The 23,598-nt window shown below is 59.5% G+C and carries 30 protein-coding genes and 1 tRNA gene; 16 read left to right on the forward strand and 15 right to left on the reverse strand.

The genetic code is table 11. The features are described from left to right. Positions 1 to 20 precede the first annotated feature (20 nt). From GGQ85_RS12890 to GGQ85_RS12905, 4 genes are all read right to left on the reverse strand, one after another. A complete protein-coding gene (locus GGQ85_RS12890) occupies positions 21 to 965 on the reverse strand; it encodes an electron transfer flavoprotein subunit alpha/FixB family protein (protein ID WP_309774848.1) in 945 nt (314 codons plus the stop codon). Beyond that, on the reverse strand, positions 965 to 1,714 hold the full coding sequence (locus tag GGQ85_RS12895) for an electron transfer flavoprotein subunit beta/FixA family protein (protein WP_079447873.1): 750 nt from the start codon (positions 1,712 to 1,714) through the stop codon (positions 965 to 967). Before GGQ85_RS12895 ends, GGQ85_RS12890 begins: the two co-directional genes overlap by 1 nt. A 149-nt stretch (positions 1,715 to 1,863) precedes the next feature. Then, positions 1,864 to 2,436 carry a cob(I)yrinic acid a,c-diamide adenosyltransferase gene (locus tag GGQ85_RS12900; protein WP_309774849.1) on the reverse strand — a complete coding sequence of 191 codons (573 nt, stop codon included), beginning with the start codon at positions 2,434 to 2,436 and terminating at the stop codon, positions 1,864 to 1,866. 29 nt (positions 2,437 to 2,465) lie between these two features. Then, on the reverse strand, positions 2,466 to 2,660 hold the full coding sequence (locus GGQ85_RS12905; RefSeq protein ID WP_079447875.1) for a twin transmembrane helix small protein: 195 nt from the start codon (positions 2,658 to 2,660) through the stop codon (positions 2,466 to 2,468). Between the two features lie 143 nt (positions 2,661 to 2,803). Between GGQ85_RS12905 and GGQ85_RS12910 the strand changes: the two genes are divergently transcribed. After that, positions 2,804 to 3,697 carry a YihY/virulence factor BrkB family protein gene (locus GGQ85_RS12910; protein ID WP_079447876.1) on the forward strand — a complete coding sequence of 298 codons (894 nt, stop codon included), beginning with the start codon at positions 2,804 to 2,806 and terminating at the stop codon, positions 3,695 to 3,697. Here the strand turns inward: GGQ85_RS12910 and GGQ85_RS12915 are convergent. Further along, the gene (locus tag GGQ85_RS12915; protein WP_309774851.1) at positions 3,624 to 4,880 is read right to left on the reverse strand and encodes an ATP-binding protein; all 1,257 of its coding nucleotides are present in this window, start codon (positions 4,878 to 4,880) and stop codon (positions 3,624 to 3,626) included. The genes GGQ85_RS12910 and GGQ85_RS12915 overlap by 74 nt on opposite strands. A gap of 120 nt (positions 4,881 to 5,000) precedes the next feature. Then, the gene (gene gluQRS, locus GGQ85_RS12920) at positions 5,001 to 5,873 is read right to left on the reverse strand and encodes a tRNA glutamyl-Q(34) synthetase GluQRS (RefSeq protein ID WP_309774852.1); all 873 of its coding nucleotides are present in this window, start codon (positions 5,871 to 5,873) and stop codon (positions 5,001 to 5,003) included. 45 nt (positions 5,874 to 5,918) lie between these two features. On the opposite strand from gluQRS, the gene GGQ85_RS12925 reads away from it, so the two are divergent. The 4 genes from GGQ85_RS12925 (at position 5,919) to GGQ85_RS12940 (ending at position 10,162) form a co-directional block, all read left to right on the forward strand. Further along, positions 5,919 to 6,572 carry a DNA-3-methyladenine glycosylase family protein gene (locus GGQ85_RS12925; RefSeq protein WP_309774853.1) on the forward strand — a complete coding sequence of 218 codons (654 nt, stop codon included), beginning with the start codon at positions 5,919 to 5,921 and terminating at the stop codon, positions 6,570 to 6,572. Positions 6,573 to 6,679: 107 nt separating this feature from the next. Continuing rightward, complete coding sequence (locus GGQ85_RS12930) at positions 6,680 to 8,200, forward strand: ATP-binding protein (RefSeq protein WP_309774854.1); 1,521 nt, start codon at positions 6,680 to 6,682, stop codon at positions 8,198 to 8,200. Positions 8,201 to 8,504: 304 nt separating this feature from the next. After that, positions 8,505 to 9,062: an HNH endonuclease gene (locus GGQ85_RS12935; RefSeq protein WP_079447880.1), complete on the forward strand. Its 558-nt coding sequence runs from the start codon at positions 8,505 to 8,507 to the stop codon at positions 9,060 to 9,062. A gap of 128 nt (positions 9,063 to 9,190) precedes the next feature. After that, positions 9,191 to 10,162 (forward strand): S1C family serine protease, encoded by a 972-nt coding sequence (locus GGQ85_RS12940; protein WP_079447881.1) that lies wholly within the window; start codon positions 9,191 to 9,193, stop codon positions 10,160 to 10,162. A 79-nt stretch (positions 10,163 to 10,241) separates the two neighbouring features. On the opposite strand, the gene GGQ85_RS12945 is transcribed toward GGQ85_RS12940, so the two are convergent. Then, a complete protein-coding gene (locus GGQ85_RS12945) occupies positions 10,242 to 10,694 on the reverse strand; it encodes an RrF2 family transcriptional regulator (protein ID WP_079447882.1) in 453 nt (150 codons plus the stop codon). A 104-nt stretch (positions 10,695 to 10,798) separates the two neighbouring features. On the opposite strand from GGQ85_RS12945, the gene GGQ85_RS12950 reads away from it, so the two are divergent. Both GGQ85_RS12950 and GGQ85_RS12955 read left to right on the forward strand, forming a co-directional pair. Continuing rightward, positions 10,799 to 10,981, forward strand: a complete 183-nt coding sequence (locus tag GGQ85_RS12950) for a hypothetical protein (RefSeq protein WP_158081546.1) — start codon at positions 10,799 to 10,801, stop codon at positions 10,979 to 10,981. A 17-nt stretch (positions 10,982 to 10,998) separates the two neighbouring features. After that, on the forward strand, positions 10,999 to 11,400 hold the full coding sequence (locus GGQ85_RS12955) for a group III truncated hemoglobin (RefSeq protein WP_309774885.1): 402 nt from the start codon (positions 10,999 to 11,001) through the stop codon (positions 11,398 to 11,400). Positions 11,401 to 11,553: 153 nt separating this feature from the next. Here GGQ85_RS12955 and GGQ85_RS12960 read toward each other — a convergent pair whose 3' ends face one another. After that, on the reverse strand, positions 11,554 to 12,222 hold the full coding sequence (locus tag GGQ85_RS12960; protein ID WP_309774855.1) for a DsbA family protein: 669 nt from the start codon (positions 12,220 to 12,222) through the stop codon (positions 11,554 to 11,556). Between the two features lie 6 nt (positions 12,223 to 12,228). Then, on the reverse strand, positions 12,229 to 12,666 hold the full coding sequence (locus GGQ85_RS12965; RefSeq protein ID WP_309774856.1) for a hypothetical protein: 438 nt from the start codon (positions 12,664 to 12,666) through the stop codon (positions 12,229 to 12,231). A gap of 184 nt (positions 12,667 to 12,850) precedes the next feature. Here GGQ85_RS12965 and GGQ85_RS12970 point away from each other — a divergent pair, with 184 nt between their 5' ends. Beyond that, positions 12,851 to 13,114 carry a PsiF family protein gene (locus tag GGQ85_RS12970; RefSeq protein ID WP_309774857.1) on the forward strand — a complete coding sequence of 88 codons (264 nt, stop codon included), beginning with the start codon at positions 12,851 to 12,853 and terminating at the stop codon, positions 13,112 to 13,114. 245 nt (positions 13,115 to 13,359) lie between these two features. Here GGQ85_RS12970 and GGQ85_RS12975 read toward each other — a convergent pair whose 3' ends face one another. Next, positions 13,360 to 13,899 (reverse strand): disulfide bond formation protein B, encoded by a 540-nt coding sequence (locus GGQ85_RS12975; RefSeq protein WP_374708890.1) that lies wholly within the window; start codon positions 13,897 to 13,899, stop codon positions 13,360 to 13,362. Between the two features lie 216 nt (positions 13,900 to 14,115). Between GGQ85_RS12975 and GGQ85_RS12980 the strand changes: the two genes are divergently transcribed. After that, positions 14,116 to 14,200, forward strand: a tRNA-Leu gene (locus tag GGQ85_RS12980). A 375-nt stretch (positions 14,201 to 14,575) separates the two neighbouring features. On the opposite strand, the gene GGQ85_RS12985 is transcribed toward GGQ85_RS12980, so the two are convergent. Continuing rightward, the gene (locus GGQ85_RS12985) at positions 14,576 to 15,394 is read right to left on the reverse strand and encodes an AMP nucleosidase (protein ID WP_309774858.1); all 819 of its coding nucleotides are present in this window, start codon (positions 15,392 to 15,394) and stop codon (positions 14,576 to 14,578) included. A gap of 376 nt (positions 15,395 to 15,770) precedes the next feature. Between GGQ85_RS12985 and GGQ85_RS12990 the strand changes: the two genes are divergently transcribed. Further along, positions 15,771 to 15,971: a hypothetical protein gene (locus GGQ85_RS12990; RefSeq protein WP_079447896.1), complete on the forward strand. Its 201-nt coding sequence runs from the start codon at positions 15,771 to 15,773 to the stop codon at positions 15,969 to 15,971. 148 nt (positions 15,972 to 16,119) lie between these two features. Continuing rightward, complete coding sequence (locus GGQ85_RS12995; RefSeq protein WP_309774859.1) at positions 16,120 to 16,263, forward strand: hypothetical protein; 144 nt, start codon at positions 16,120 to 16,122, stop codon at positions 16,261 to 16,263. Positions 16,264 to 16,524: 261 nt separating this feature from the next. On the opposite strand, the gene GGQ85_RS13000 is transcribed toward GGQ85_RS12995, so the two are convergent. The 3 genes from GGQ85_RS13000 to GGQ85_RS13010 form a co-directional block, all read right to left on the reverse strand. Next, entirely contained in the window at positions 16,525 to 16,767 is a 243-nt protein-coding gene (locus GGQ85_RS13000; RefSeq protein ID WP_309774860.1) for a hypothetical protein, read from the reverse strand. 18 nt (positions 16,768 to 16,785) lie between these two features. Beyond that, positions 16,786 to 17,001: a hypothetical protein gene (locus GGQ85_RS13005; RefSeq protein WP_139372926.1), complete on the reverse strand. Its 216-nt coding sequence runs from the start codon at positions 16,999 to 17,001 to the stop codon at positions 16,786 to 16,788. A 266-nt stretch (positions 17,002 to 17,267) separates the two neighbouring features. Continuing rightward, positions 17,268 to 18,830 carry a L,D-transpeptidase gene (locus GGQ85_RS13010; protein ID WP_309774861.1) on the reverse strand — a complete coding sequence of 521 codons (1,563 nt, stop codon included), beginning with the start codon at positions 18,828 to 18,830 and terminating at the stop codon, positions 17,268 to 17,270. A 261-nt stretch (positions 18,831 to 19,091) separates the two neighbouring features. Between GGQ85_RS13010 and GGQ85_RS13015 the strand changes: the two genes are divergently transcribed. The 5 genes from GGQ85_RS13015 (at position 19,092) to GGQ85_RS13035 (ending at position 23,059) form a co-directional block, all read left to right on the forward strand. Beyond that, positions 19,092 to 20,192, forward strand: a complete 1,101-nt coding sequence (locus GGQ85_RS13015) for a peptidase M15 (protein WP_309774887.1) — start codon at positions 19,092 to 19,094, stop codon at positions 20,190 to 20,192. A 1,055-nt stretch (positions 20,193 to 21,247) separates the two neighbouring features. Continuing rightward, positions 21,248 to 21,664 carry a DUF1236 domain-containing protein gene (locus tag GGQ85_RS13020; protein ID WP_309774862.1) on the forward strand — a complete coding sequence of 139 codons (417 nt, stop codon included), beginning with the start codon at positions 21,248 to 21,250 and terminating at the stop codon, positions 21,662 to 21,664. A gap of 297 nt (positions 21,665 to 21,961) precedes the next feature. Further along, positions 21,962 to 22,213, forward strand: coding sequence for a hypothetical protein (locus tag GGQ85_RS13025; RefSeq protein ID WP_309774863.1), 252 nt, complete (start codon positions 21,962 to 21,964; stop codon positions 22,211 to 22,213). A gap of 138 nt (positions 22,214 to 22,351) precedes the next feature. Further along, the gene (locus GGQ85_RS13030; RefSeq protein WP_309774864.1) at positions 22,352 to 22,669 is read left to right on the forward strand and encodes a hypothetical protein; all 318 of its coding nucleotides are present in this window, start codon (positions 22,352 to 22,354) and stop codon (positions 22,667 to 22,669) included. Between the two features lie 66 nt (positions 22,670 to 22,735). Next, positions 22,736 to 23,059 carry a hypothetical protein gene (locus GGQ85_RS13035; RefSeq protein ID WP_309774865.1) on the forward strand — a complete coding sequence of 108 codons (324 nt, stop codon included), beginning with the start codon at positions 22,736 to 22,738 and terminating at the stop codon, positions 23,057 to 23,059. 50 nt (positions 23,060 to 23,109) lie between these two features. Here GGQ85_RS13035 and GGQ85_RS13040 read toward each other — a convergent pair whose 3' ends face one another. Continuing rightward, positions 23,110 to 23,589 (reverse strand): VOC family protein, encoded by a 480-nt coding sequence (locus tag GGQ85_RS13040; protein ID WP_079447905.1) that lies wholly within the window; start codon positions 23,587 to 23,589, stop codon positions 23,110 to 23,112. Positions 23,590 to 23,598 lie beyond the last annotated feature (9 nt).

Below are 23,598 nucleotides of genomic sequence, written 5' to 3' on the forward strand. Positions count from 1 at the left end.
GAGCACTCCTCGGATCATCGTTAGCGGTCTAGCTTTCCCAGTTCTTCCGTAAGTTCAGGAACCGCCTGATACAAGTCAGCCACCAGGCCGTAATCCGCAACCTGGAAAATAGGCGCATCCGCGTCCTGGTTGATCGCCACGATGACCTTGGAATCCTTCATTCCGGCCAGATGCTGAATTGCACCGGAAATGCCGACGGCGATATAAAGGTCCGGCGCCACCACCTTGCCCGTCTGCCCGACCTGCCAGTCATTTGGCGCGAAGCCCGCGTCCACGGCGGCTCGCGACGCACCAACGCCGGCGCCGAGCTTGTCCGCCAGCGGCTCGATATATTTGGTGAAGTTGGCGCTGCTTCGCATGCCGCGGCCTCCGGAGACGATGATCCTCGCCGAGGCCAATTCCGGGCGATTATTCCTGGCAACCCGCTCGCTGACGAAACTCGACAGCCCCGGATCAGCCACCGCGACGATGGTCTCCACTGGGGCGCTACCGCCCTCACCGGCCGCGGCAAAGGTCGATGTGCGCACCGTGATGACCTTCTTGGCATCCCTGGACCTGACCGTCTGAATCGCATTGCCAGCGTAGATTGGCCGCTCAAAGGTATCGGGCGCGACCACCTTGATGATTTCCGAGATCTGCATCACGTCGAGCAACGCCGCAACGCGCGGCATCACGTTCTTGAAGCGAGAGGTTGCCGGCGCAATCAATGCATCATAACCAGACGCCAAGGAGCGGATCAGCGCGGCGAGTGGCTCGGCGAGATCGTGGCCATAGGCCGGGTTATCCGCAAGCAGCACTTTCGCGACGCCCTTCAGTCTCGCCGCGCTCTCAGCGGCGCCCTGGGCGTTCTCACCCGCGACAAGCACCTCGACCGGCGAGCCGAGCTGAATGGCAGCGGTCAGTGCCTTGCTCGTAACATCCTTCAGCGACGCGTGGTCATGTTCGGCGATCAGCAACGTGGTCATCAGATTACCCCGGCTTCGTTCCTGAGCTTGGACACCAGCTCGGCGACATCCTTGACCTTGACGCCCGCCTTGCGGCCCGGAGGTTCGGTGGTCTTGAGGATTTCAAGGCGCGGCGCGAGATCAACGCCGTATTGGTTGGCAGCCCTCACGACGATCGGCTTCTTTTTCGCCTTCATAATGTTCGGAAGACTGGCATAGCGCGGCTCGTTGAGCCGCAGATCCGTCGTCACGATCGCGGGCCTTTTCAGCCTGACCGTCTGCAGCCCGCCATCCACTTCACGTGTCACATTGAAATAGGTCCCATCGACCTCGAGCTTTGACGCAAAGGTTGCCTGCGCCCATCCAAGTAGCCCCGCCAGCATCTGACCGGTCTGATTTGAATCGTCGTCAATGGCCTGCTTGCCGAGAATGATCAGCCCGGGGCCCTCCTCTTCGACAACTGCCCTGAGAATCTTGGCAACCGCCAGCGGTTCGACAGGTTCATCGGACGTGACAAGGATGCCTCGGTCGGCGCCCATGGCGAGGCCGGTGCGGATCGTGTCCGCGGCCTGAGACGGGCCAATCGACACCAATACGACTTCGGTGGCCTTGCCGGCCTCCTGAAGGCGCAAGGCTTCCTCGACCGCTATTTCGTCGAAGGGATTTATCGACATCTTGACGTTCGCAAGCTCGACGCCAGATCCGTCGCCCTTGAGGCGGATCTTCACATTGAAATCGACGACCCGCTTGACCGGCACCAGAATCTTCATCGACCTCTTTCGAACCGAGCGTTGGTTGGATCAACCGTGAGTGTGAGCTTCGGCGCGGAACCTAAAGGTCCCGTTTCCGGTGGTCAACGCGGGAAGGCCAAAAAACGCGTCCTCGATGATTCCGGCGCAGGCAGGCTATCGGGTCGCAATCATCTATTTTGACCGGGCACCCAGAGCACGTCGCCCGCGCCCGCGGCGTTCATAAAACGGCTGGCCACAAATAGAAAATCCGACAAGCGGTTCATGTATCTCACGGCGGCATCGCTGACCGGCTCACCGGGCTGCGCGGCGAGTTCCACCATCATGCGTTCCGCGCGGCGACAAACGGTTCGAGCCGAATGGAGATACGCGGCGGCGGGCGTCCCCCCTGGCAGCACGAACGACGTCAGATCGGGCAGCCCTGCATTGAGGCTGTCGATATCGTTTTCCAGACGCACGACCTGGCTGGACACCACGCGAAGCCGCTCGGCTTTGCCCTCGCGCTGAGGCACCGCAAGGTCAGCGCCGAGATCGAACAGATCATTCTGAATGCGGCCCAACATCCCATCAAGATCGGGCGCGCCGGAAAGATGCAACCGGACCACGCCGATCGCGGCGTTGGTCTCGTCAACAGTCCCGTAGGCGCCGACACGGAGATCGTATTTCGGGCGTCGCTCACCGGTGCCGAGCGCGGTCGTGCCGTCGTCACCTGTGCGTGTGTAGATTCGGTTGAGAACGACCATCGGTGCTCCGGTGCCAGGCTATCAATCCGTCACTGCCCAAGCATCCAGATCGTGACCATGGTGACGATGATCGCAACGAACTGCAGGACAACCCGCATTCGCATAAGCTTCTGCGAGAGGTTGGGACTACCGCCCCGCATCATGTTGACCAGACCCATCACCAATACAGTAGCGACCGAGGCCACCGCGACGGGAACCAATACCATGCTGAAAAACACTGTCATGGTTCATACATATCATCGCAACCGCAGCTGCGCCATTGTCGGCAACGAGATTCAATTCCACGCAACAATCTGGTCTTTTATGTATTGATATCAGATAGTAAACGGCGCCGAGGCGGCGCCCCTCGACGTTGTCAGGGTGAAACGTGAGACAAATCCGATACCTCTGTCTGGTCGGAACGGACGCCTTCTACACGTTTCTTGCCGACGACGGCTGGGCAATCGCAAGCCATATCGCGCTATCGGCGCTGATGGCGCTATTCCCGTTCCTGATTGTCCTGACGTCCCTGGCAGGCTTCTTCGGATCCAAGGAGCTCGCCGACCAAGCGGCAGACCTGATGCTACAGATTTGGCCGGATCAGGTCGCCAATACGTTGTCGCGCGAAATCCATGACGTGCTGACGACATCGCGCGGCGATGCGCTGACAGTCGGTCTCGTGCTCGCGGTCTACTTCGCATCGAACGGCGTCGAAAGCCTGCGGGTCGCCTTAAACCGCGCCTATGCGGTGATCGAGATGCGCCGCTGGTACTGGCTACGACTGGAATCGATCGGATATACGCTGGTTGCCGCGGTGACAACGTTGGCGATGGCGTTCCTGATCGTGCTCGGTCCGTTGATCATCGCCGCCGCGAAACGCCATATCCCGCTGATCGTCGAATCAAATGAGAGCCTGCTCAACCTCGCCCGCTATGGCATTACCATCCTTGCGATGTTTGCCGCGCTGCTGATCCTGCACGCGTGGCTGCCGGCGGGTCGGCGATCCTTTCTGCAGATCATCCCCGGCATCATCTTCACCATGCTGGCCTCACTGATGTCGGGCGTCGGCTTCGGCCTTTATCTTGCACGCTTCGCCAACAATTACGTCACAATGTATGCGGGCCTCGCATCGGTCGTCATCGCGCTGGTATTTCTCTATTTCATCGCCGCGATCTTCGTTTTCGGCGGCGAACTGAACGCGGCGATCATCAAGTCGAGGTTGCCGCGCGGTGTTTCGCTTCAAGCAGCGCAGTCGCTAAAGCCCGAGGAGAAACAGGCTTGACCAGAAACGCGTCGCCGCCGGCTGCGCGCGATGCGGCCTCATCGTCACTCCTGCCGGACACGCCGATGATGGCAACGCGCCCCACGGGCGCATCAAGCGCCCGGATACGTCCGATCGCCTCAATCCCAGTGATCCCAGGCAGCACCATATCCATCAGCACCGCATCGAATCCTCCTTGCGCGATACGCTGAACGGCATCCTCGCCTCGTCCGACGAACTCGGCTTGATGGCCAAGTTCGGTGAGAATTGTGTTGAGCACGACGCGCCCGAACGGATTATCCTCGACGCTGAGAACGCGGAGTCCGCTCGAAACATCCGAAGACCTATCGAGGTCGTCGCCAGACTGGATCGCTACCGGTCCCTTGGCTGGCGTCAGCAGAACGGTGAAGGTGAACGTGGTGCCGCCGCCGCGCCGCTGCGTCGCCGTGACATCTCCGCCCATCGCGCGCGCCAGTTGCTTCACCGAGGAGAGCCCGAGGCCGGCGCCGCCGAAGCGCGATGCGATAGAGACATTGGCCTGCGAGTATGGCCGGAACAGCCGCCGGATTTCGGCGAGAGACAAGCCGATCCCGCTATCGGAGACCACGAAGGTCACGCCGATTTGTTCTCCTGACCGCCGCGGCGCCGTAACCTTGAGGACGACGTCACCCTGCTCGGTAAACTTGACCGCATTGTCGATGAGATTCTCCAGCGCCGCGCGCAGGCGGACGGCATCGCCGGTCACGAACACCGGCAACCTGTCTGAAATTTCGACAGCAGAGCGCAGGCCCTTGGCCGTTGCGCGGCCGGCCAGCGAATCGCCCGCGTTGCGCGCCAGCGCTCGCAGATCGAAGAAATCCTGCCGTCCGCCCGGCGCTGAACGACGGCTTCGCGCCGCATCGACGAACAACGTCGCCAAACTGGCGAGATGGTCAGCGCCGGCCTTGATGGTCTCAACCCAGCGCCGCTCGCGCTCGCCGAGATCGGAGGTGGCGAGCAGATCACTGATGGCGAGAATCCCGGTGAGCGGTGTCCGCACTTCATGCGCAAACGCGGCAAGCGCAGCCTCGACGACGCCAGACGTGGATTGAGAAGGCGGCCGCCTGGTCTTTGCAAGCTTCGAGGACTTCTTCAAAGCCCGCTTTCTCGCCGGTCGCCTTTTAGGCTTCGGCGACCTGCGCAACCCGCGCGATGTCGGCGCCATGATTTTGCTTTCCCCACCCCGCGCCAGTATGCCACGGCTCGAACGCGCGAGTCACGTCGGGGATGATTTGTCGTGCAAAGATGCTTTACGGCCAACCAACGCAGCCGCGTTGCGGCAGTTTCAAGGCAGGCCGACAAAGCTGCGGACCTCCCGGGGCGTCATTCCGCGGGTGCGTAGCTCCCCCAACCCGATCGCCTCTGACGACTTGGACAACTTCTTCCCGTCGCTATCGCGGATTAGATCGTGGTGGTTGTAAACCGGCTGAGGCAAGTCCAGGATTTTTTGCAGCAGCCGGTGCACGGCGGTCGACCCGAACAGATCCTGCCCGCGCATCACGTCGGTAATCCCCTGGAGCGCATCGTCGATCACAACCGACAAATGATAGCTGGTCGGAATGTCTTTGCGGGCGAGAATGACATCACCCCAGACTTCTGGTCGCGCGAGAACCTCGCCGGTCTCCCCGTCCGGGCCGGAGCCCCTCTCGATCCACGTGAGACGGCCTGCGAGCCGGCACGCCGCTTCCATATCCAGGCGCAACGCGAAGGGCGCGCCGGACCGCAGCCGCCGTTCGCGCTCAGTAGCCGCGAGCGATTTCGCTGTACCCGGATAAAGTGGTACGCCATCGGGATCGCGCGGCCAGGCGCCATCTACTTCGCGAGCTTTGACGAGCGATGCAATCTCGGCGCGGCTCTCGAAACTCGGGTAAAGCACTCCAAGCATAGCGAGGCGGTCGAGCGCTGCGCGATAATCGGCAAGGTGCTCTGACTGCCGCCGCACCGGCATCTCCCATGAAACGCCAAGCCAGGCGAGGTCTTGGTAGATCGCCGTTTCAAACTCGGAACGACACCGGGTTGCATCAATGTCCTCTATCCGCAGCAGAAAGCGACCTTTCCTCCGCTGGGCGGAGTCAAAATTCATGAGCGCCGAAAAGGCGTGTCCGAGATGCAGAAAACCGTTCGACGACGGTGCAAAACGGAGAACGGGTGGCGGCATTGATCTTTGCTTGCATAACCGACCGTGACGCTGAAGTACTAACGAATGACGGTCCGCCTGGAAACCCAATCCGATCTTGACGACGCGGTCAGCGCGTTGGTGAAGCAGGATTCGCGGCTGAAACCGATCCTCGCGCGCACCGGCCTTCCTGCCCTGCGCCGGCGCGAGCCTGGCTTCGAAGGTCTCGCCGCAATCGTCTGCGGCCAGCAATTGTCCACCGCAAGCGCCGGCGCGATCTGGGGACGACTCAGCGCCGCCTTCGAGCCGTTCCACCACGACGCGATTCGCACGGCGCGCGCCGACCGACTTGGCCGGCTGGGATTGTCAGCGGCAAAGATCGCCACGCTGAAGCTGCTCGCACGCGAGATCACGGCGAGCCGGCTCAACCTGGACGTGCTCGCCGAAGAGGATGCCGACGCCGCCCATGCGACGCTGGTCCGGCATCGCGGCATCGGACCGTGGACCGCTGACGTTTACCTGCTGTTCTGCCTTGGCCATGGCGATGCCTGGCCCGCCGGCGACGTCGCGCTCCAGGAGGCGATCAAGGTCGGCCTCGGGCTGACGATGCGGCCCACGCCGAAACAGATGGCGCCGCTCGCGGAGCCATGGCGACCCTTGCGCGGCGCTGCAGCGCATTTGTGGTGGGCATACTATAAGGTTATCAAGCGCAGAGAAGGTATCGTTCCCGAACCGGAGTAGACGGGATTGGCGTCGGCAGCGCGGACGGCCTGCGCTCATGCGCAAGATGGGAACTTTTCGACCGAACGCAGATTATACCGACGGGCTGTGGAGTTAAGCGTCGGGAAATGCCAAAAAAACATAATAACAACAAAGGCCTGTTCGACAGCGAGCATCGAATTCTTGTTCAAGGGGTTATCGACTACGCGATCTTCATGCTGGATCCCAAGGGGACCATCATTAACTGGAACGCGGGTGCGGAACGTATCAAGGGATATCATCCCGACGAAATCATCGGCCAGAACTTCGCGCGTTTTTATACGGACTCAGACCGCGCCGCCGGGCGACCCGCCCGGGCTTTAAACATTGCCAGTTCCACGGGGCGATACGACGAAGAAGGTTGGCGAGTCCGTAAGGACGGTTCCTTTTTCTGGGCCAGCGTCGTTATTGACGCCATTCGCGACGACTTCGGAAATCTCATCGGTTTTGCAAAGGTCACGCGGGATATCACGGAACGCCGTGAGGCCCAGCAGAAACTCGAGCGCGTGCAGCGGCAACTCGCAGAATCGCAGAAGATGGATGCGCTCGGCCAGCTCACGGGCGGTGTCGCTCACGACTTCAACAATCTGCTGATGATCGTCAGCGGCAACATCCAAACATTGAAAAAGATTGTCGAGAGCGAACCGAAAGCGCTGCGGGCGGTTCACGCCATCGAGACAGCAACCAAACGCGGGGCCTCGCTCACCAGGCAACTCCTGACGTTCTCCCGACGGCAAAGCCTCAACCCCTTGCCGACCGATGTCTCTGAACACATTCAATCAATCGCCGACGTTCTCCGGAGCGGCCTTGGTAAGACGATCACCCTGCATATCGACACGCTCGACGACGCGTGGCCGGTCACGATCGACGCAACCGAATTCGAGACGGCGCTGCTCAACCTGGTCATCAACGCGCGCGACGCTATGACCGATGGTGGGCAGGTCATCGTGAAGGCGCGAAACATAACCAAAACGGACGAGCCCGAAGGACGCTATGTCGCCATCTCAGTTGAGGATACCGGAGACGGTATTCCGACAGATATCCTTGCAAAGGTGTTCGACCCGTTCTTTACAACGAAACCCGCCGGAAAAGGAACGGGTCTCGGATTGTCACAGGTGCATGGTTTCGCTCATCAAGCCGGAGGGCATGTCGGCATCGAGAGCGAACTCGGTTATGGTACCACAGTTACGCTCTATCTTCCGCCCACCGACACGCTTTGCGCAGAGGAAAGCGGGTCGAGCCGTCGCGGCACGAGAGCGAGAGGCGGCACCGTCCTGCTCGTCGAAGACAATCCAGATGTCGCGGAGGCGAGCGCGGGACTGCTTGAACAGCTTGGCTATCGCGTGCGAGTCTCCAACAATGCAGAGGCTGCGTTGTTAGAGATCGAGCGTGATGGCATCGATTTGGTCTTCACCGATATCGTGATGCCGGGAAAAATAGATGGTCTCGGTCTGGCCAAGATGCTCCGCGCGACGTATCCGCACTTGCCGGTGTTGCTGGCCACCGGCTACAGCGAAGCTCTTGCTGGACGCAAGCTGGACTTTCACGTTCTTCGAAAACCCTACGAAATTCATGAGCTGAGCCAGGCTCTCGCCAAGCTGTCCTCCTAGCGATTCCGCAACAAGGGTTGACGGTTTTTGCTTCTTGCCGCGCCGGGGGTGGGGGAGGTCCAGACCGGCTGGCAAGCGTGGCCCAGCAGAAAAGCAGGACTTGCGCTCTTCACAATCCCGTCACGCTGACTGTACTATGCCATCATAAGCCGCCTCAAGCCGATGCGGCCGAACATGGAACTGGAGCGTGCTCCGCAAAAGTGCCGGTTTGCGATCAGAGTGCGCTCAGTCATAGATATTGGATGCATTTTCCGCGGCAAACCGGCGTTTCACTTTGTCGGGAAAAGTGCTCTGGAGGCGCTAATTGAACGCGCATGTCTCGCAGGGCGGCTGGCCGGTGCTGGTCCTGAACGCAGACTTCCGGCCGCTGAGTTACTATCCGCTGTCTCTTTGGTCGTGGCAGGATGCGATCAAGGCGGTGTTCCTCGATCGCGTCAACATTGTTGAACACTACGACCGCGCGGTGCGCAGCCCCTCGTTCGAAATGCAGCTTCCGAGCGTGGTGTCGCTGAAGTCTTTCGTGAAGCCGTCGACCCACCCCGCCTTCACCCGCTTTAATGTATTTCTGCGCGACAGGTTCATGTGTCAGTATTGCACAGCTGTCGAGGATCTCACCTTCGACCACATCATTCCGCGCAGCAAGGGCGGTCAAACCACCTGGGACAACGTTGTCGCTGCCTGCTCACCGTGCAATCTGCGGAAGGGCAACCTGACGCCACAACAGGCCGGGATGTTCCCGCGTCAGGCACCGTTCGCGCCGACCGTGCATCAGTTGCACCGAAACGGCAGGTTGTTTCCACCGAACTATCTGCACGACAGCTGGTTGGACTATCTCTATTGGGATACCGAACTCGATCCTTAGCCGCAACGTCGCCATGCCGCTTTCACGGAGAACGCTTAGCTCACAAGCTGATTGCTCGCATAAGGCATTGCTACATCTTCTGATGCCTACGAACGGCTGTCCGCATATGCACCGCACGGAGAATCCGCATGGCTTCATTGACCGAATGGAAGGTGCCAAGCTCCGCCCAGCCGCGTCCGGAGGACTACCGCTTCGATCTGGACCGCGCGCTGTCCACCGTCGTCGGACTGCATTCTATTGTTCCGCCCGATGCCCTCACCGCGGACACCCTCGGCACCGAGCGCGCCGGGAATGGCGTCGTGATCGCCGATGGCCTCGTTCTGACGATTGGCTATGTCGTCACCGAGGCGGAATCTGTATGGCTGCATCTTGCGGACGGCCGCGTGGTGCAGGCGGACACGGTTGGCGTCGATCGGGAAAGCGGCTTCGGCCTGGTACAAGCCCTGGGTGATCTCGATCTTGAACCGCTGCCGCTAGGCTCATCGGCCGCCGCCAAAGTCAATGACCCGGTCGTGGTCGCCGGAGTCGGCGGACGGTCCCGTTCGCTCGCGGGCCAGGTCATCTCAAAGGAGGAATTCGCCGGCTACTGGGAATACCTTATCGACGAAGCCATCTTCACTCGCCCGGCGCATCCCAATTGGGGCGGCACCGGCCTGATCTCGGCAGCTGGCGAATTGATCGGGATCGGCTCGTTGCAGCTCGAGCGGGAGGACGCTCGCCGGAACGAGCATCTCAATATGAACGTGCCAATAGATCTGCTGAAGCCCGTTCTCGACGACCTGCGGAAGTTTGGGCAGGTCAACAAGCCGGCCCGACCCTGGCTCGGCATATTCACCGCCGAGATCGAAGACAGGGTGGTCGCCGTCGGCATCGTGCCAAAAGGACCGGCAGACCGCGCCGAACTGCGCGCTGGCGACGCGATCCTCGCGGTGAAGGGAGAAAAGGTGTCGGACGCGGCCCAGCTCTACCGCAAATTGTGGGCGCTGGGTCCCGCCGGCGTCGATGTGCCGCTGACGCTCCATCGCGAGGGAGACACCTTCGACGTGGTGATAAAATCCACCGACCGTGCCCGAATGCTGAAGAAGCCAAGACTTCACTAAGCAAGGCTTCTCCACTCACGGCGTCGTGCGCCTCATGACGCTGTCTTGCCGGAAGCCGCGCCAGTCCGCCATCTGACTTTTATTGCGTTGATGCGTTTGGAGAGATGCCAAGCAGACCTGAAAGGCGCGCGCGGGGAGCCGCGAGATCGGCCAGCGTATATCCTTCCAGAACCTCCATGAAAGCCCGTTGCGCCCGCTCCAACGCGCGCTTGAGCACGCAGCTCGGATTGATCATGCAGGGCGCGTTAAGCGGCTTCAAGCACGACACGATCGCCATATCCGGCTCAGTCGTACGAATGACCTCTGCCAGCCCAATCGTCTCGGCGGGCTTGGCGAGGCGCAGTCCGCCGCCGCGGCCGCGCACGGTTTCGATATATCCCGCTACCCCCAATTGATGAACCACCTTCATCAGGTGAGCCTCGGAAATCTTATAGCTCCCAGCAATCTCTGCGATTGTCGACAGCCCATCGGACCTGAGCGCGAGATACATCAGTACCCGCAATGCGTAGTCCGAATAGGTGGTGAGGCGCATGCAGATTTTCCCGTGACGACGGTCACGCAAAAGCTATATTTTAGATATTGCTTTTGCGCAACTGCACATGTATGGACATGCTAACTTTTGTAAAGGAGCGTTTCATGCGCGAGAACGCCACGATCAGTGACACCGTCGCAAAGCCTTTCCTGCTGCCGGGGACGGTTGTCTGCAACGCTCTCGGAATCCGCAATAACTCCGGGGATTATTCCCACCTGGTCCGCATGTTGGTTAATTCACTGATTTGGACAGTGGCCGGAGTCATCGTCATGGCTTTTCTCGCATGACACTCGTGTCCGACAAAATGGATCACGTGACCGAGGACGGCATTCGCCAGCTCGTCGACGCTTTTTATATGAAGGTGCGCGTCGATTCCGAGTTGGGGCCGATTTTCGAGAACAAGATCAAGGATAACTGGCCCCACCATCTTGAGAAGATGTACGCGTTCTGGTCGTCGGTAATGCTGACCACCGGCCGCTACAAGGGCAACCCTATGATGAAGCACATGGTGATACCGGGCATGAGGCCGGAGCTGTTCACCCAATGGCTCGCACTGTTCGACGAGACCTGCGGTGAACTGTGCGACGAGCCGATCCGTGCAGCCTTCATGGAAAAGGCCGAACGCATCGCTGAAAGCCTGAAAATTGCGGTGTTCTACCGGCCTGACCGGCCGTGGCCGCCGCAGGCTTCCACGAATGTGACGTGACCCGACGAACTGACGCTACACTCGAGTTTGATTCAACTGCGTTGAATCAAACTCTGTTCATTCTTTCGATTGAGCACGATCTTATCCGAAAATCGGTTTTCACTTTGCGCTGGTGCGGTCCTTCGGGTCGGGATCATGCTCTAATCGTGGCTTTCATTTTGTCTTCGTAGCCGCTGCTTTGCGCGCATCCGCGATGGCTTGACCGAACTGCGTCGTGGTCAATACGCCAGGCACACGGAATTTCCCGATAATAAACGCAGGCGTTCCGTTGAATCCGAAGGCGATCGCCTGATCACTGTTACGCTTCAGAATGGAGTCGATCGCGCCGGCGTTGGCGACCATGTCCTTGACCGCGCGATCGACATCGATCTTCGCATCCGCCAGCAGTTCGCGAATGTGCGGCTCGGTCAAACGTGAACTGGTACTGATCAGAGCTTCGTGCGCGACAACGAATTTACCCTGATACTTGGACGCCAGCGCCAGACGCGATGCATAGACCGAACCGGGGCCAAGGATCGGCCAATCCTTGAGAATCAGCCGAACCTTGCCGTCGTCATGCACCACCTGAGCGAGCTCCGGCGCAAGCTTGCGGCAATAGGAGCAGTTGTAATCGAAATACTCGACGATCGTGATATCGCCATGCACGTTGCCCGCCGCCGGAATCTCCTGATCGCGCAACACTTGTGCTTCAGTCAGAACTTCGTCAGAGGTCTCGGCAAGCGTCGGCGCGCGCGTCAGACCTGCCGTGACCACTCCCAGGCCGAAGGCCCGCAGCAGCCCGCGTCTTGTCGGGTTGCCGGACGTGTCCTGCGATTTTGGCATGATCGATCAGACGCCCTTGAGCCGCTTGCTACATTCGCTGTAGTAGCCGCCGCCCTTCATGATCCATTTCAACCCGCCATTGGAGTTGGTGGTCTTGTTGGCCTTGTATTGATCAAGGCAAGTGTGCCTGCGCCCCTTGCCAGCTGATTCGCTGGCATGTTTCGGCGACACCGCCGATGGGAAAACCGCGTTGCCGGCTGACGTGGCCGAAGGAGCTGCGGTCTTGGGCGCTGGCGTCTCGGCTGCCTCCGGGGCAGTTGCCGCCGCTCCGCACTGAGCCTTACGGAAGTCGTTCCACTTCTGACCGTTGAGCGTGCCCGCTGATTTCGCGGCCTGATACTTTGCGCTGCACTCCTGCGCGGTCAGTGCTTTGGCGGGCAGTACCGAAAGTCCAAACAGACCGGACACCGTCGCGGCGCCCAGCAGTTTCAAATAACCTGTCATGTGTTTGTCCTTCCCGGACATCGAGGATGGGCCGACATCCTAGCGTCGCCGACGGCCGTTTCAACGCCGCGCCCGGACCGACTCCAAAAAAATGCTTCATGTGGGGGATCGGCTCAAGGCCGTTCAGCCACCGTTCAGGCCGGCTCCGCGACGTTGAAGCCGTTATCAACCTGAGGAATTTTTCATGACCACGTCTTCCCGCTTCATTGCGATCCTCGCTGCGTCTCTGCTGCTCGGCGGCACGGCATTCGCCCAGACTGCCGCGCCTACCGCACCCGCAACGCCCGCACCGACTTCAAAGATGGCGCCCGCCACCAAGAAGGTCCAAAAGCCGCGCACCGCAGCTTCGCTCGAATGCTCGAAAGAGGCCACCGCCAAAGGCCTGCACGGCAAGGAACGCAAGAAATTCCTCTCTGGGTGCAAGGCCAAAGCGACCAACCCGAACTGATCCGCTCGCCCGTTAGTGTCGACAGGTCAACCAACCTGCGACACTAACGGGCTTGCCATCCGCCAGCCTGATCAAAATGTTCGACCGCAAGCGAGTCCGGGGTCGGTTCGCGTAAAGAATGCGGCTCAAAACAAGCTGTTGGAGCTCTACCTTGATTGCCATCAAGGTTGGATGTCGCTGGATCACGATGAGCGGGATGCGAGCGGAAAGCCGCGACACACTTTTCATCCCGTACTGCGCAGAGTTTACCTGACCTTGCCTGCCAAAGCTGCGATGCCCCACCCCGAGATTGCCGCCATCAGCAGCGAGATCAGCGCATTGTAGCCAGCCAGCGACAGGCCGAGGAAGCGCCACTGCACCTGGTCGCAACGCACCACCTTCACTCTATCGAGATTCTCAAGCAGACTTCCCTTGCCCAGATCGAGCACCGTTCCGCTGCACTCGGTCGGCCCCAGCCAGAAGCCCCATTCCACCCCGGCGTGATAGGCGCCGAGCCCGGCGTTGACCAGCACAACCAGCGTAAGAACGGCGAGAGGCGGTATGATGAGGCAACGTGGTGCGCCTTTCGCGAGGGCAAATGCCACGAGCAGGCCGAAGGGGACCGCAAAATAGTAGGCATAGCGCTGCTCGAGACAGAGCGGGCACGGCAGGATCTCCAGCACGATCTGAAAGAACCACGCGCCTGCGATTGTCGCCGCGGCGATGAAGGCCACGGCCAGCGTCGTCGCGAAGGCGGTTTTTCTACCGACTCCGGAGGCGGATTTCACGACAGCATCGAGGGTCACGGCTTCCTCCGGCGAAGTGCTTGGATTGCACCATGCGTCCTAGCTTGCGAGCCTTGCCGCTGTCGAGCCGGCAGCCATCACACTGCAGTGTTTCGAGACCAAATGATCCTGTTGACGGGGGACGCTTGGCGCACCGGGTTGACCGGCAGGGATCGGCCGCTATAGTCCGCCCCGCTTCGCAAGACCACCGCCGCACTCGGCGTATGACTCGCGAATGCCCCTGTGGCGGAACTGGTAGACGCGCTCGACTCAAAATCGAGTTCCGCAAGGAGTGCTGGTTCGATTCCGGCCAGGGGCACCACGAAGCATTTCCAGACGTTCGTCACCGTTCGCGATCACGCAAAAGGCTGCGAAATCGAGCCCGTTGAGGTTCTGGCTCTCCTTGAGCCGGTCGAGGCAGCCGGAAAATTGGAGACGGCAGCCCGTGCGAGGCACCATCGGCGCGATGTTTCGGCACGCCATCCAGACGACGCGGGCAAAGGCCGGTCCGACGCAAGCATTGCGAGGAGCCATTGCCACGCATAAGGTCAAACCACGCGAAAACCGATCAGGACACAGGTCCAGATGGTCGCCGCCACAGCTGCTATATCTCACGAGGATGGGGTCACCGCGCGCGGCTGTGTGAGATGTCGGCGCCTCGAACGATGGTGGCCAAGCGATCCAGGGCCGCAACGCCTTATGGCTCACGTGATCCTTCGAATTCGCTTTCGAAGCGCAGATGCTTCACGCTTCGGCCATGACGCCGCACCAGTTTAAGGGCCTCTGTTCCAACCTTGATGTGCGTCTCAACATAGTTTGCGGTCACAACCAAATCCAACGCTTCGGTTTTCACACCCTCGGGGATCATAGGCTGGTCGGAAACGAGAAGCAGCGCACCGGTCGGGATGTGGTTGGCGAATCCGGCGGCAAAGATTGTTGCAGTCTCCATGTCGATCGCCATGCTCCGTGTGCGACGCAACTTCTCCTTGAAAGCATCATCATGCTCCCAGACACGACGGTTCGTTGTGTACACGGTGCCTGTCCAATAATCATGACCCAGGTCGCGGATCATGGTTGACACTGCGCGTTGCAGTTGGAATGCGGGAAGCGCAGGAACCTCCGGCGGCAGGTAATCGTTCGAAGTGCCTTCGCCGCGAATGGCCGCAATGGGCAGAATGAAATCGCCAGTCTGATTCTTGCGTTTCAAGCCGCCGCATTTTCCGAGAAATAGAACAGCCTTCGGGGAAATGGCGCTCAGGAGGTCGATCACGGTCGCGGCATTCGGGCTTCCCATGCCGAAATTGATCAAGGTAATGCCATCGGCAGTCGCGTTGGGCATCGGTCGATCCGTCCCCTTGATCGATACCTCGTGCTGAGCGGCGAACCACGCGACGTAGCCGCTGAAATTCGTCAAGAGAACATATTGTCCAAATTCGCCAAGCGGCGTGCCCGTATAACGCGGCAGCCAATTTTCGACGATGTCCCTTTTCTCTTTCAGTTTCTGCTCCCAAGTCAAATTGGCCGAAGCTAGATGCGCGTTTTCCCGCTGAAAGACACGGTTGAATGGATCGTCTCAGCTCACGAATCCTGCGGCTAGCAACAATCCTTCATTAGCTGATCCGGGACCGCGCGCATACCGCGAAACATTCATGCGTGGGGTTCGCGGAGAGGGACAAGGGCGCGCACTGGTCTAAGTGGAAAGGCGATGGATGTGCCCAAGGGAAGGCCCGTGGCCTTCAAGCGGTTGTGAACCGCGCTATGTCCACTAGTGCACAGAACTCCGCTTTCGAATACGCGATGATGGCTGATCACCGCACGGATCATCGTGGCTTATCTCGGTGATGAGAACGCCCGATTGCGTCCCGCCTCTTTCTCACGGACAGGAGCGCGCCATGCAGACCCGGCGTCGATTCAAGCAGACCACGTCGTTTCAAGACCGTCTTTCGGACTTTATCGCGGGCGCACGATCTGAGGCGGACGGTGGGCCGGGCGGTGCGGATCACTACGAGTTGCTGAAGAAAATTCGGCAGGCCGAAACCGCCGCAAACATCGAGAGGTGGGCAACCTCGCCCGAACTGCAACCGCCGAAGTAATGGGAACAGAGACGGGCTCCCGACGTTGTCTGCCCGCGATGAAGTTTGACAGACTTTGCCCGCCGCGGCCCTTGAGCCCGGCGGGTTTTTCTTGCCGCACGATAAGTTGCGATACGAAACAATCGCTTTGCGCCGGCGTTGGCAACGCATGTCGCGCTATTTCCTTATCGCTATGGCAGGAGGGTTGGCGACGCTGATCGCGCTGCTGCTCGGCTTAGGCTCATTCTCCAAGCAGCAGGTGCCAAGCGGAAAGGAACTGTCCCCCGCGAAGTACATTTCTATCCCTGACTGAAACGAGATACGCTTTGATACGCAGGGCTCAGTTTTACGGTGAATCGGAAACGAAAGAGATCAGAACCAATCGTTTGGTTCTCTCCGAAACTACAAGCTGATCCTCGTAGCGCTTATCGCTTTAGCTTCTCCGATAAACACGTGTATTTTAAAGTCGTGCGCGTAGACCACATAAACGAATTGGCCGGAGAAATGGCGTTGGGGTTTGCTTCTTAGAGGTTTGGAAACGTCGCGGGCAACCGTCTTGCTTCGACCTTCCGGCTCAGCCCCGCCTCGTCAGGTAGGCTATGTAATCGGGGTCCCAACCTTTCATATGCTTGAGCAAGGCCTGGCGCCGCTGGTGGGGCATGCCGGGGCCGTGCTCGAGGAAGTCCTGAATTGCCCTCTTGAACTCCTCCACCTGCGGCTCCTCTCCCGTGACCAGGTCGCCGTACTCCGCCATGATGTCCTGCACGCGCTCTTCTATGTCATTCACCGCCACGGTCCTCCCAATGCTCCCGTCCATAACCGCACGCCTGTGCGGCTAGTTCCGCTTGCTCCGGAAGTCATTGAACGAAGCATCGATCAGAAGGAGCTTGTCGAGCACGATCAGCTGCCGCTCCTCCCGCGTGCCGGGTCCGCTCTCGAGGAACGCCTCCAGGGTGTCCTTGACCTGCTGCACCTTCGCGTCCGTGCTTTCGGGGCCGTCGCTGAACCGCGCCAGTATCTCCTGAATCTGCCGCTCGTGATCGTCGCTCATCTTCATGCTCCTGATAGCCTGTTTTCTTAGATAGGCGGCACCCGCTACGAGGCTAGCCCTCCGTTGAAAGCGGCGCACCTTCACACATCGATTGCCCATAGCGCCGGACGCTTTGCGTAACCGAACCGGCTTCTTTTCCTGCGTCCAATACACCTAAGGACTTCTACCGCGCGTTGTTTGCGGTTGCCCAACCGAACATGCTGTGGACATGCCCAATTCGAATGGCCCGAAGCGGACAACCGGGCCAACACGCAGCGTGCCGCGTCTTACCACCAGCCTCCTTGCATCGGAGGGAAGAACTGACCGCCGCCCCTGCGCGTATTGCTCGGGTGGGGATTCGGACTGCGCTGGAAAAAGAAGCCGAAGCCGTCGTCTCCCTGCGGGCTATCGTTGCTCCAGCCGCTATCGTCCGCCACGAGGACCTCGCTCGGCTTGCGCGTGATGAAGCCGCCCTGTGGCTGGTCGCTCAGCACTGCAACAAACTCGGTGCGATAGTTTGTCTCTTTGCTCAGCGGCTCGTCGGAGACGACGATTGAGGATCGCGGCAACGCGGCCGGCGCGATGCGATCGAGGACTTCCTTCGGGATGGTGATGCGGTCGAGCGCGTTTTTGGCGTCATCCCCAGTCTCGATCGTGACGGCGGTCCAACGCAGGCCCGCATCGTTGCGCGCCACCGCCGTGAACACATGCGTGCCCAGTGGTGTGCCGGGATCGCGGATCGTGACCGGGACCTCGATGGTTGCATCGAATACCTCGCCGCCTCCGTCGGGCGCTGGTTCATGTGTGTTGCGCCGAACGTAAAGCGTTTGCGTCGCTCGGCTGATGTAGATCGAGACCGGCTCGAGCGCGAGCTTCGCGTCGAGCGCCGCCTTGGCGATGCCGCCCTTTTTTGTCTGAGCCGCCTTGGCCGCTTCCTTTGCGGCGTTGGCTGTGTCGAGCTTTGATTTCGCGTCTGCCTTGGCGGTGTCTAACTGGGTCGCCAACTCTGCCGCTTTGGCAACGGCCTTTTGCTTGCGATCTTCAGCCTTCGTCCTGGCTTGATCGGTCTTGGCCGCGGCCAGCGCCTTGTCGGCGGATACAACTGCAGCGTCGGCCCGGACTTTGAATCGCTCCAGCTTGCGCAGAGACGCTGCGAGCGGTGCCAACTCGCGAGCCGCTGTGGCCGCAGTCTTTTTGGCCTCATCGGCCGCCTTGGCAGTCTCGGCGGCTTCGCGGGCGAGTCTCTCGGCAGTCGCCGGAGCATCTGCGACGATTTCCGCCTTCGGCATGAAGAGCGATAGCGTCGGGTGAGAAAAGTTGACCGGGGCCGCATCGTCCGGCGAGATGATCACGCGCATCCCGATCCGCGTCTTGTCGAACAGCTTCTCCGCAAAGCCATAGGGCATTCGCACGCAGCCATGTGAGGCCGCATGACCAGGCAATGGCCCGCCATGCAATGCAAGGCCGTTCCAGGTGATGCGCAGCATGTTCGGCATCCAGGCATCGTCATACATGCTCGAGTGGTGGTCCTTGTCCTTCTCTACGATGGCGAAGACGCCGGCCGGCGTCTCGCGCTCCTTGATGCCGGTCGATACCGGGGCGCGCAGGATCCAGCCCTCGGTGTCATAGAACGTGACCTGCTGGCTCTTGATGGACACGATTGCCATGATCGGCTCGCCGGCCTCGCGCGGCGCCGTGGTCTCGGCGGGTTGCGCGCGGCGCGCCTGTTTCGCCGTGGCTTCAGCAATTGGTGCGATCAGCGCGGCCATCGCCGCGAACATCACGACGGCCGAACGTCCCCAATGGTGCATCGCCACCGTAGATCGCACCAACGTCAATCGATTCACCATTCCATTCCCCGTCGCAACGCATGTCCGCTGCCGTGACCGACCTCACAGATAGCCGACTCGTGAAAAACAAGCATGCTCGCAGCTGAAATTGGCACAAAACGGACAGAGAGCGTTCGCAAGCCTTCAGTTGCACACAGGCAACACTTCGGGGAAAAGGACACGGTCTGCCCGGTTGCGCCATTGCGCGGCTATTTCCTTCCCGAAACAATCGTCGCGTCCACATCCTCGGCTATGTAATCCGGTTCCGATGAGGCTGGCATGATGAACCCGCGGCAACTTTCAACGCTGACGCCCGCCTTGCTATGGGTCGTTTTCGCGGCAGGCATTTACGCTCTGCTTGCGATGGGATCAGAGGCACGCCAGACCACGGGCGGGGCGACACCCACCACTATCAGCACGCCTTCTTCCTCCGCTGCACAGGAGCTCACCAAGGCGTTGCAGCCGAGTTCAATATCTCGTCACGATCTGAGTCAAACCGATCTGCAACCCCCTTTGATATCTCATGTGGCGATGACCGAACTCTCGCTTGCGGGAGATATCGCCCACGAACCGATGGCACCTGTCGAAATCTCGCCTGCCGAACCAGCGTCCGTGCAAATCGCAAGCGTGAATCCATCGGATATCGAACCTGTCGATATCAACAAAGCCACGAAGTCCATCGAGATGGTCGACAAGTGCCAGGTCGTGGACATCTGCGTCGATCGCTATCTGTGGGCGCTTTATCAGCGCACGCCCAAGGAAGATACTATCAGGATACGTGAATGGAAGAGCGTCACGATCAAGAGGAAGGGCAAGAGGGTGAGTGTTTCCAGAGCCTTCACCAAGCTTGTCGATCAAAATTTCGGGTGGAAGGATCCCAAGGCGGCGGAACGCGTCGGCATGTCCATGATGGACTATGTGATCGGCGGCATGGACCGGAGCTTCAAACTAAAATTGTTTCGTATGTTTCATGCGGCGGAGGCAGCCGGGCTTTCGCCCGGCATCACCAGCGCATTCCGTGACGACTACCGCCAATCGATCGCAAGCGGCCTCAAGGCGGCGAGCAACAGGTCGTATCATGGCGGCAGCTTGCGCGGTGGTTATGGGCATGGGCTCGCGGCCGATGTGGTGAGCGTCGAAGGCGGAACGCGCAACCAGCGATTTGCTTCCTCGGAAAAATTCTGGAAGTGGGTTGATGCGCACGGGAAGGAGTTCGGAATCGGGCGCCCATATCTCGGCAGGGACCCGCCGCATGTCGCACCGGTCGACGGCCAGGAATATGCGAAGCATAGCGGCGGTACAAAACAGGCGGCATCGGACGCCAAGGAGACCGGCCTGAAGAAGAAGGCGAAGGGCGTGGCCACACGCGATCACTCACGCTGAGCCAAGCGCCCGAGAACTGCAGCCGCCTCAAAGCCGAAAGCGAGCTGAGTGGCTTGACCGATATCAGGCTCTAAATGAAATCTGGGAATCCGTAGCGTCCGTTGCTGGCCCTCTTTTGCATTGTCGTCGCCAGCCAGACAAAAGGTTATTATAAATAATAATCAAATATAATCAGATAGTTATCAAATAATTCGTTTCCGGCCAGAGCAACAGAAGCTTCTCCGCTATCGTTCGCTCAGGTCCGATCTGATCAACAAATACACGGACACTTCCCACATCGCTGAGCGGCAATCCCCCTCCATTCCCGTTGATATCCGATTGGTAAACGGAGCTGTTGGTATGCCATTTCACAGCCGCAGCAGATACCCGGACAGGTCCACGCGACTGGGCCGTTGATGTTCAGCGACAGCCTAAATATGCACCCTATCTGGAACGCCGCGGTCCAAGCTATATATTTCCTGCGATACCAACATTGGAGTGAATAATGAAAAACGCAATTGCAGTAGCTGCCCTGGGCATCGGGCTGGCTTTTGGTTCGGCTTCCGCTTCGTTGGCCGACAATGTCGACGGTGGCGCTCATCCGCGGAGCGGAGTGCCCACCGTCGCGGAGCACGGAGCCAGCACCGCCAGGGGAGTAAGCAGGTCCCAAACACCGCATGTGTCCGACACAGACGGCTATCATACGAAACAGTATCATACGACGAAACATAAGAAGAAGAAGAGAAACAAGAGGTAGGCGGGCGGACTCATCGACATTGATCTACTGGTCGCGCGAATTGTAGCGCGGCCAGTTCACGTCACCCATTCCGTTAGTCGGCTGATGCCGAAGCGGAGTGTGAGCCAACCAAGGCACGCGGGCCGTCTGCGAATCCTAGGATTGGAATGAGCTCAACATGCCACTCATGGCCTGTCTACGAGTGATGCCTTCCCCATCAACTCGCAGAAGACCCCAGGTTTCGTTCCAAACGAACGCCTTTTTTTGAGCTCGGATCGGTGGAACGAAAACGACGATCTCCGACTTTGCTCCCCGTGTTTAAAGGTCGGAGGAAAAATTTATGGCCCGTTCGTTGATCAGAGCCGCAGCGATTTCAATTGCGTTGATATTGCCCGCATCGGTCATGGCCCAAGGTGTGATTGGAGGCATGGAACATGGCGCGCGCGAAGGTGATCGAGCAGCGGGTCCGGTCGGTGCCGTAGTCGGTGGGGCCGTCGGGGCCGTTACTGGCGGTGTAGCCGGCGTGCTCGGCATCGATCAGCGTCCGCGCTTCCGGCAATACGTGGTCGAGCAGCACCATCCTTCATTTCATTATCGTGAACCGGTGCATGTTGGCGTCGTCCTGCCGGATAGCGGCCTCACCTACTACGAGGTGCCTGCTGAATATGGTGCGCCGCACTATCGATACACCGTTGTGAACGACCAAACCGTGCTGGTCGATCCGCGGACGCATAGCGTGGTCGAGATCATTGACTAGATGATCGATCCGGCGGGCTGCCGGGCCTGCTCGCGCTGGCTTGAACCTTAAGACCCTTGCTTCGAATGGAGACTCCCGAACTTCCCCGCGGGATCCCATTCGAGGTGAGTGCCGGCGTGAGGTGCCTGCCGTCATCTGCACGAAACGCCGACGGCAGCTTTGATAGAGCCGTAGTTAGCTGCAGTGCAAGCGTCGGCATCCCACGATCAATGATCGCCAACCGAGCAAACACCATTGAGATCACCAAGAGAGGGAGGCTATTATTGATCCGGGACAAGCCGAACGGAAGGTACGACCATGACCAACGAAGACCAGATCACTGGCTTCATCAAATACCGGGGAAAAAGACGGATATACTCGGCAGACTATGAAGCCGACAAAAGTGACGATTTGGTCCGACTGTTTCCTGAGAACTTCACGGCTGCGGTGCCGGCGATCAAGAAATTGCCGGACTTATCGTACGAGGAAACCGCGCTCTACCTGTTAAAAAAAGTTGTCGACGAAGAGATCGAAAAGGGCGCGGGACAGCCCAGGCCCTTTTATTCCTGAACGCATTCCCCGCCTTGACGGTGATTGCCGAAACGCGACCTACCGATAGGAATGAAGCCCATCTGAAAACCCGAATGATGCGAGAACTTTCCACCCTCACTGCGGTTTAGTCCTGATGCATCCAGGCAGGATGGAAAGATGAAAAGGATCGAAAAAGAAGACCAAAGACGCGGGACCGTCACGTATCAGTTAGACGACGGTCGTTACGTGACGCTCGATGAAAACGCTGTGGCGCAATTTGGAGCGGATAATCTCATCCAATGGCTGGGTATCGAACGTGTCTCAGTTATGCACCACGGTCGTCGTGTCGGGACGCTCCCGGCAGACTTTGAACCTCTCAACGCCAAAAATGTCCACCCCGGTGATTTTAGGCGCGAAGGCGATGGTTGGGTTGCAGAAGAAAAGCTGGCTCCGGAAAACCTGGACGCTGTCGTGGGATTTGAGCGGGATAAATGACTCAACCAGCTTCCTGATGGCGGTTCCAGCCCTATGATTCCGGGACGTTCGCCCTAGATTCGGGCCATGGACCTTTCCCTCCGCCCTACTCTCAACGCCGGCGACAAGTTGACAGACGACTATTGCGTGATCCACGACGGCCGATCGGTCGGTCGGATCAGGCTTGCGGGGGAACGGTCACGGCAGGGTGTCGCCGCGTGGGAGTGGCGCATCAATCCGCCTCTTCCTATCCCGCCGTGGTGCAGCGGCACGGCTGCTAGCCTTGAGGCCGCGAAGGACGAGTTCAGGGCCGCGTGGGAGCGGTTCTATGCGTCCCTGACGCCGGAGCGGATCAGGCGCTGGCATCTCATTGAGGACATGGGCACGTCGAATGAGTGGTGGCTGGAATGAGCCGGTCCCCTTGCGGTCAAAACCAGTGATGCAAGGTCTCCGTAGGACCATCAACCGCCCCTAGCCGCCTTGATCGCGGCAACATCGATTTTCTTCATATGCATCATCGCATCAAACGCGCGTTTTGCTTCAGCGCCGCCGGCAGCTAGCGCCTCGGTCAGCACGCGCGGCGTGATCTGCCAGGAGATGCCCCATTTGTCCTTGCACCAACCGCAAGCACTTTCCTGACCGCCATTGCCGACGATGGCGTTCCAATAGCGGTCGGTTTCTTGCTGATCGTCCGTGGCGATCTGGAATGAGAAGGCTTCGTTATGTTTGAACGCAGGTCCGCCATTGAGCCCCAGACAGGGGATACCGGCCACTGTGAATTCGACTGTCAGCACGTCGCCAGCCTTGCCGGATGGGTAATCGCTGGGAGCACGGTGGATGGCACTCACCGAGCTGTCAGGAAAAGTCTCGGCGTAAAACCGGGCTGCAGTCTCGGCGTCCTTGTCATACCATAGACAGATCGTGTTCTTGGCGACGGTCATTGCTTGTCC

Source organism: Nitrobacter vulgaris (assembly GCF_031453995.1).
Taxonomy (GTDB): domain Bacteria; phylum Pseudomonadota; class Alphaproteobacteria; order Rhizobiales; family Xanthobacteraceae; genus Nitrobacter; species Nitrobacter vulgaris.

Coding starts and splice junctions, on each gene's coding strand:
- GGQ85_RS13000 (WP_309774860.1), bottom strand. CDS start 16,767: ATGGACGGGAGCATTGGGAGGACCGTGGCGGTGAATGACATAGAAGAG.
- GGQ85_RS12990 (WP_079447896.1), top strand. CDS start 15,771: ATGCAGACCCGGCGTCGATTCAAGCAGACCACGTCGTTTCAAGACCGT.
- GGQ85_RS12950 (WP_158081546.1), top strand. CDS start 10,799: ATGCGCGAGAACGCCACGATCAGTGACACCGTCGCAAAGCCTTTCCTG.
- GGQ85_RS12930 (WP_309774854.1), top strand. CDS start 6,680: ATGCCAAAAAAACATAATAACAACAAAGGCCTGTTCGACAGCGAGCAT.
- GGQ85_RS13010 (WP_309774861.1), bottom strand. CDS start 18,830: ATGGTGAATCGATTGACGTTGGTGCGATCTACGGTGGCGATGCACCAT.
- GGQ85_RS12905 (WP_079447875.1), bottom strand. CDS start 2,660: ATGACAGTGTTTTTCAGCATGGTATTGGTTCCCGTCGCGGTGGCCTCG.
- GGQ85_RS13015 (WP_309774887.1), top strand. CDS start 19,092: ATGAACCCGCGGCAACTTTCAACGCTGACGCCCGCCTTGCTATGGGTC.
- GGQ85_RS13030 (WP_309774864.1), top strand. CDS start 22,352: ATGAAAAGGATCGAAAAAGAAGACCAAAGACGCGGGACCGTCACGTAT.
- GGQ85_RS12895 (WP_079447873.1), bottom strand. CDS start 1,714: ATGAAGATTCTGGTGCCGGTCAAGCGGGTCGTCGATTTCAATGTGAAG.
- GGQ85_RS13005 (WP_139372926.1), bottom strand. CDS start 17,001: ATGAGCGACGATCACGAGCGGCAGATTCAGGAGATACTGGCGCGGTTC.
- GGQ85_RS12925 (WP_309774853.1), top strand. CDS start 5,919: ATGACGGTCCGCCTGGAAACCCAATCCGATCTTGACGACGCGGTCAGC.
- GGQ85_RS12900 (WP_309774849.1), bottom strand. CDS start 2,436: ATGGTCGTTCTCAACCGAATCTACACACGCACAGGTGACGACGGCACG.
- GGQ85_RS13025 (WP_309774863.1), top strand. CDS start 21,962: ATGACCAACGAAGACCAGATCACTGGCTTCATCAAATACCGGGGAAAA.
- GGQ85_RS12890 (WP_309774848.1), bottom strand. CDS start 965: ATGACCACGTTGCTGATCGCCGAACATGACCACGCGTCGCTGAAGGAT.
- GGQ85_RS12965 (WP_309774856.1), bottom strand. CDS start 12,666: ATGACAGGTTATTTGAAACTGCTGGGCGCCGCGACGGTGTCCGGTCTG.
- gluQRS (WP_309774852.1), bottom strand. CDS start 5,873: ATGCCGCCACCCGTTCTCCGTTTTGCACCGTCGTCGAACGGTTTTCTG.
- GGQ85_RS13020 (WP_309774862.1), top strand. CDS start 21,248: ATGGCCCGTTCGTTGATCAGAGCCGCAGCGATTTCAATTGCGTTGATA.
- GGQ85_RS12970 (WP_309774857.1), top strand. CDS start 12,851: ATGACCACGTCTTCCCGCTTCATTGCGATCCTCGCTGCGTCTCTGCTG.
- GGQ85_RS13035 (WP_309774865.1), top strand. CDS start 22,736: ATGGACCTTTCCCTCCGCCCTACTCTCAACGCCGGCGACAAGTTGACA.
- GGQ85_RS12940 (WP_079447881.1), top strand. CDS start 9,191: ATGGCTTCATTGACCGAATGGAAGGTGCCAAGCTCCGCCCAGCCGCGT.
- GGQ85_RS12915 (WP_309774851.1), bottom strand. CDS start 4,880: ATGGCGCCGACATCGCGCGGGTTGCGCAGGTCGCCGAAGCCTAAAAGG.
- GGQ85_RS12960 (WP_309774855.1), bottom strand. CDS start 12,222: ATGCCAAAATCGCAGGACACGTCCGGCAACCCGACAAGACGCGGGCTG.
- GGQ85_RS12995 (WP_309774859.1), top strand. CDS start 16,120: ATGTCGCGCTATTTCCTTATCGCTATGGCAGGAGGGTTGGCGACGCTG.
- GGQ85_RS12945 (WP_079447882.1), bottom strand. CDS start 10,694: ATGCGCCTCACCACCTATTCGGACTACGCATTGCGGGTACTGATGTAT.
- GGQ85_RS12955 (WP_309774885.1), top strand. CDS start 10,999: ATGGATCACGTGACCGAGGACGGCATTCGCCAGCTCGTCGACGCTTTT.
- GGQ85_RS13040 (WP_079447905.1), bottom strand. CDS start 23,589: ATGACCGTCGCCAAGAACACGATCTGTCTATGGTATGACAAGGACGCC.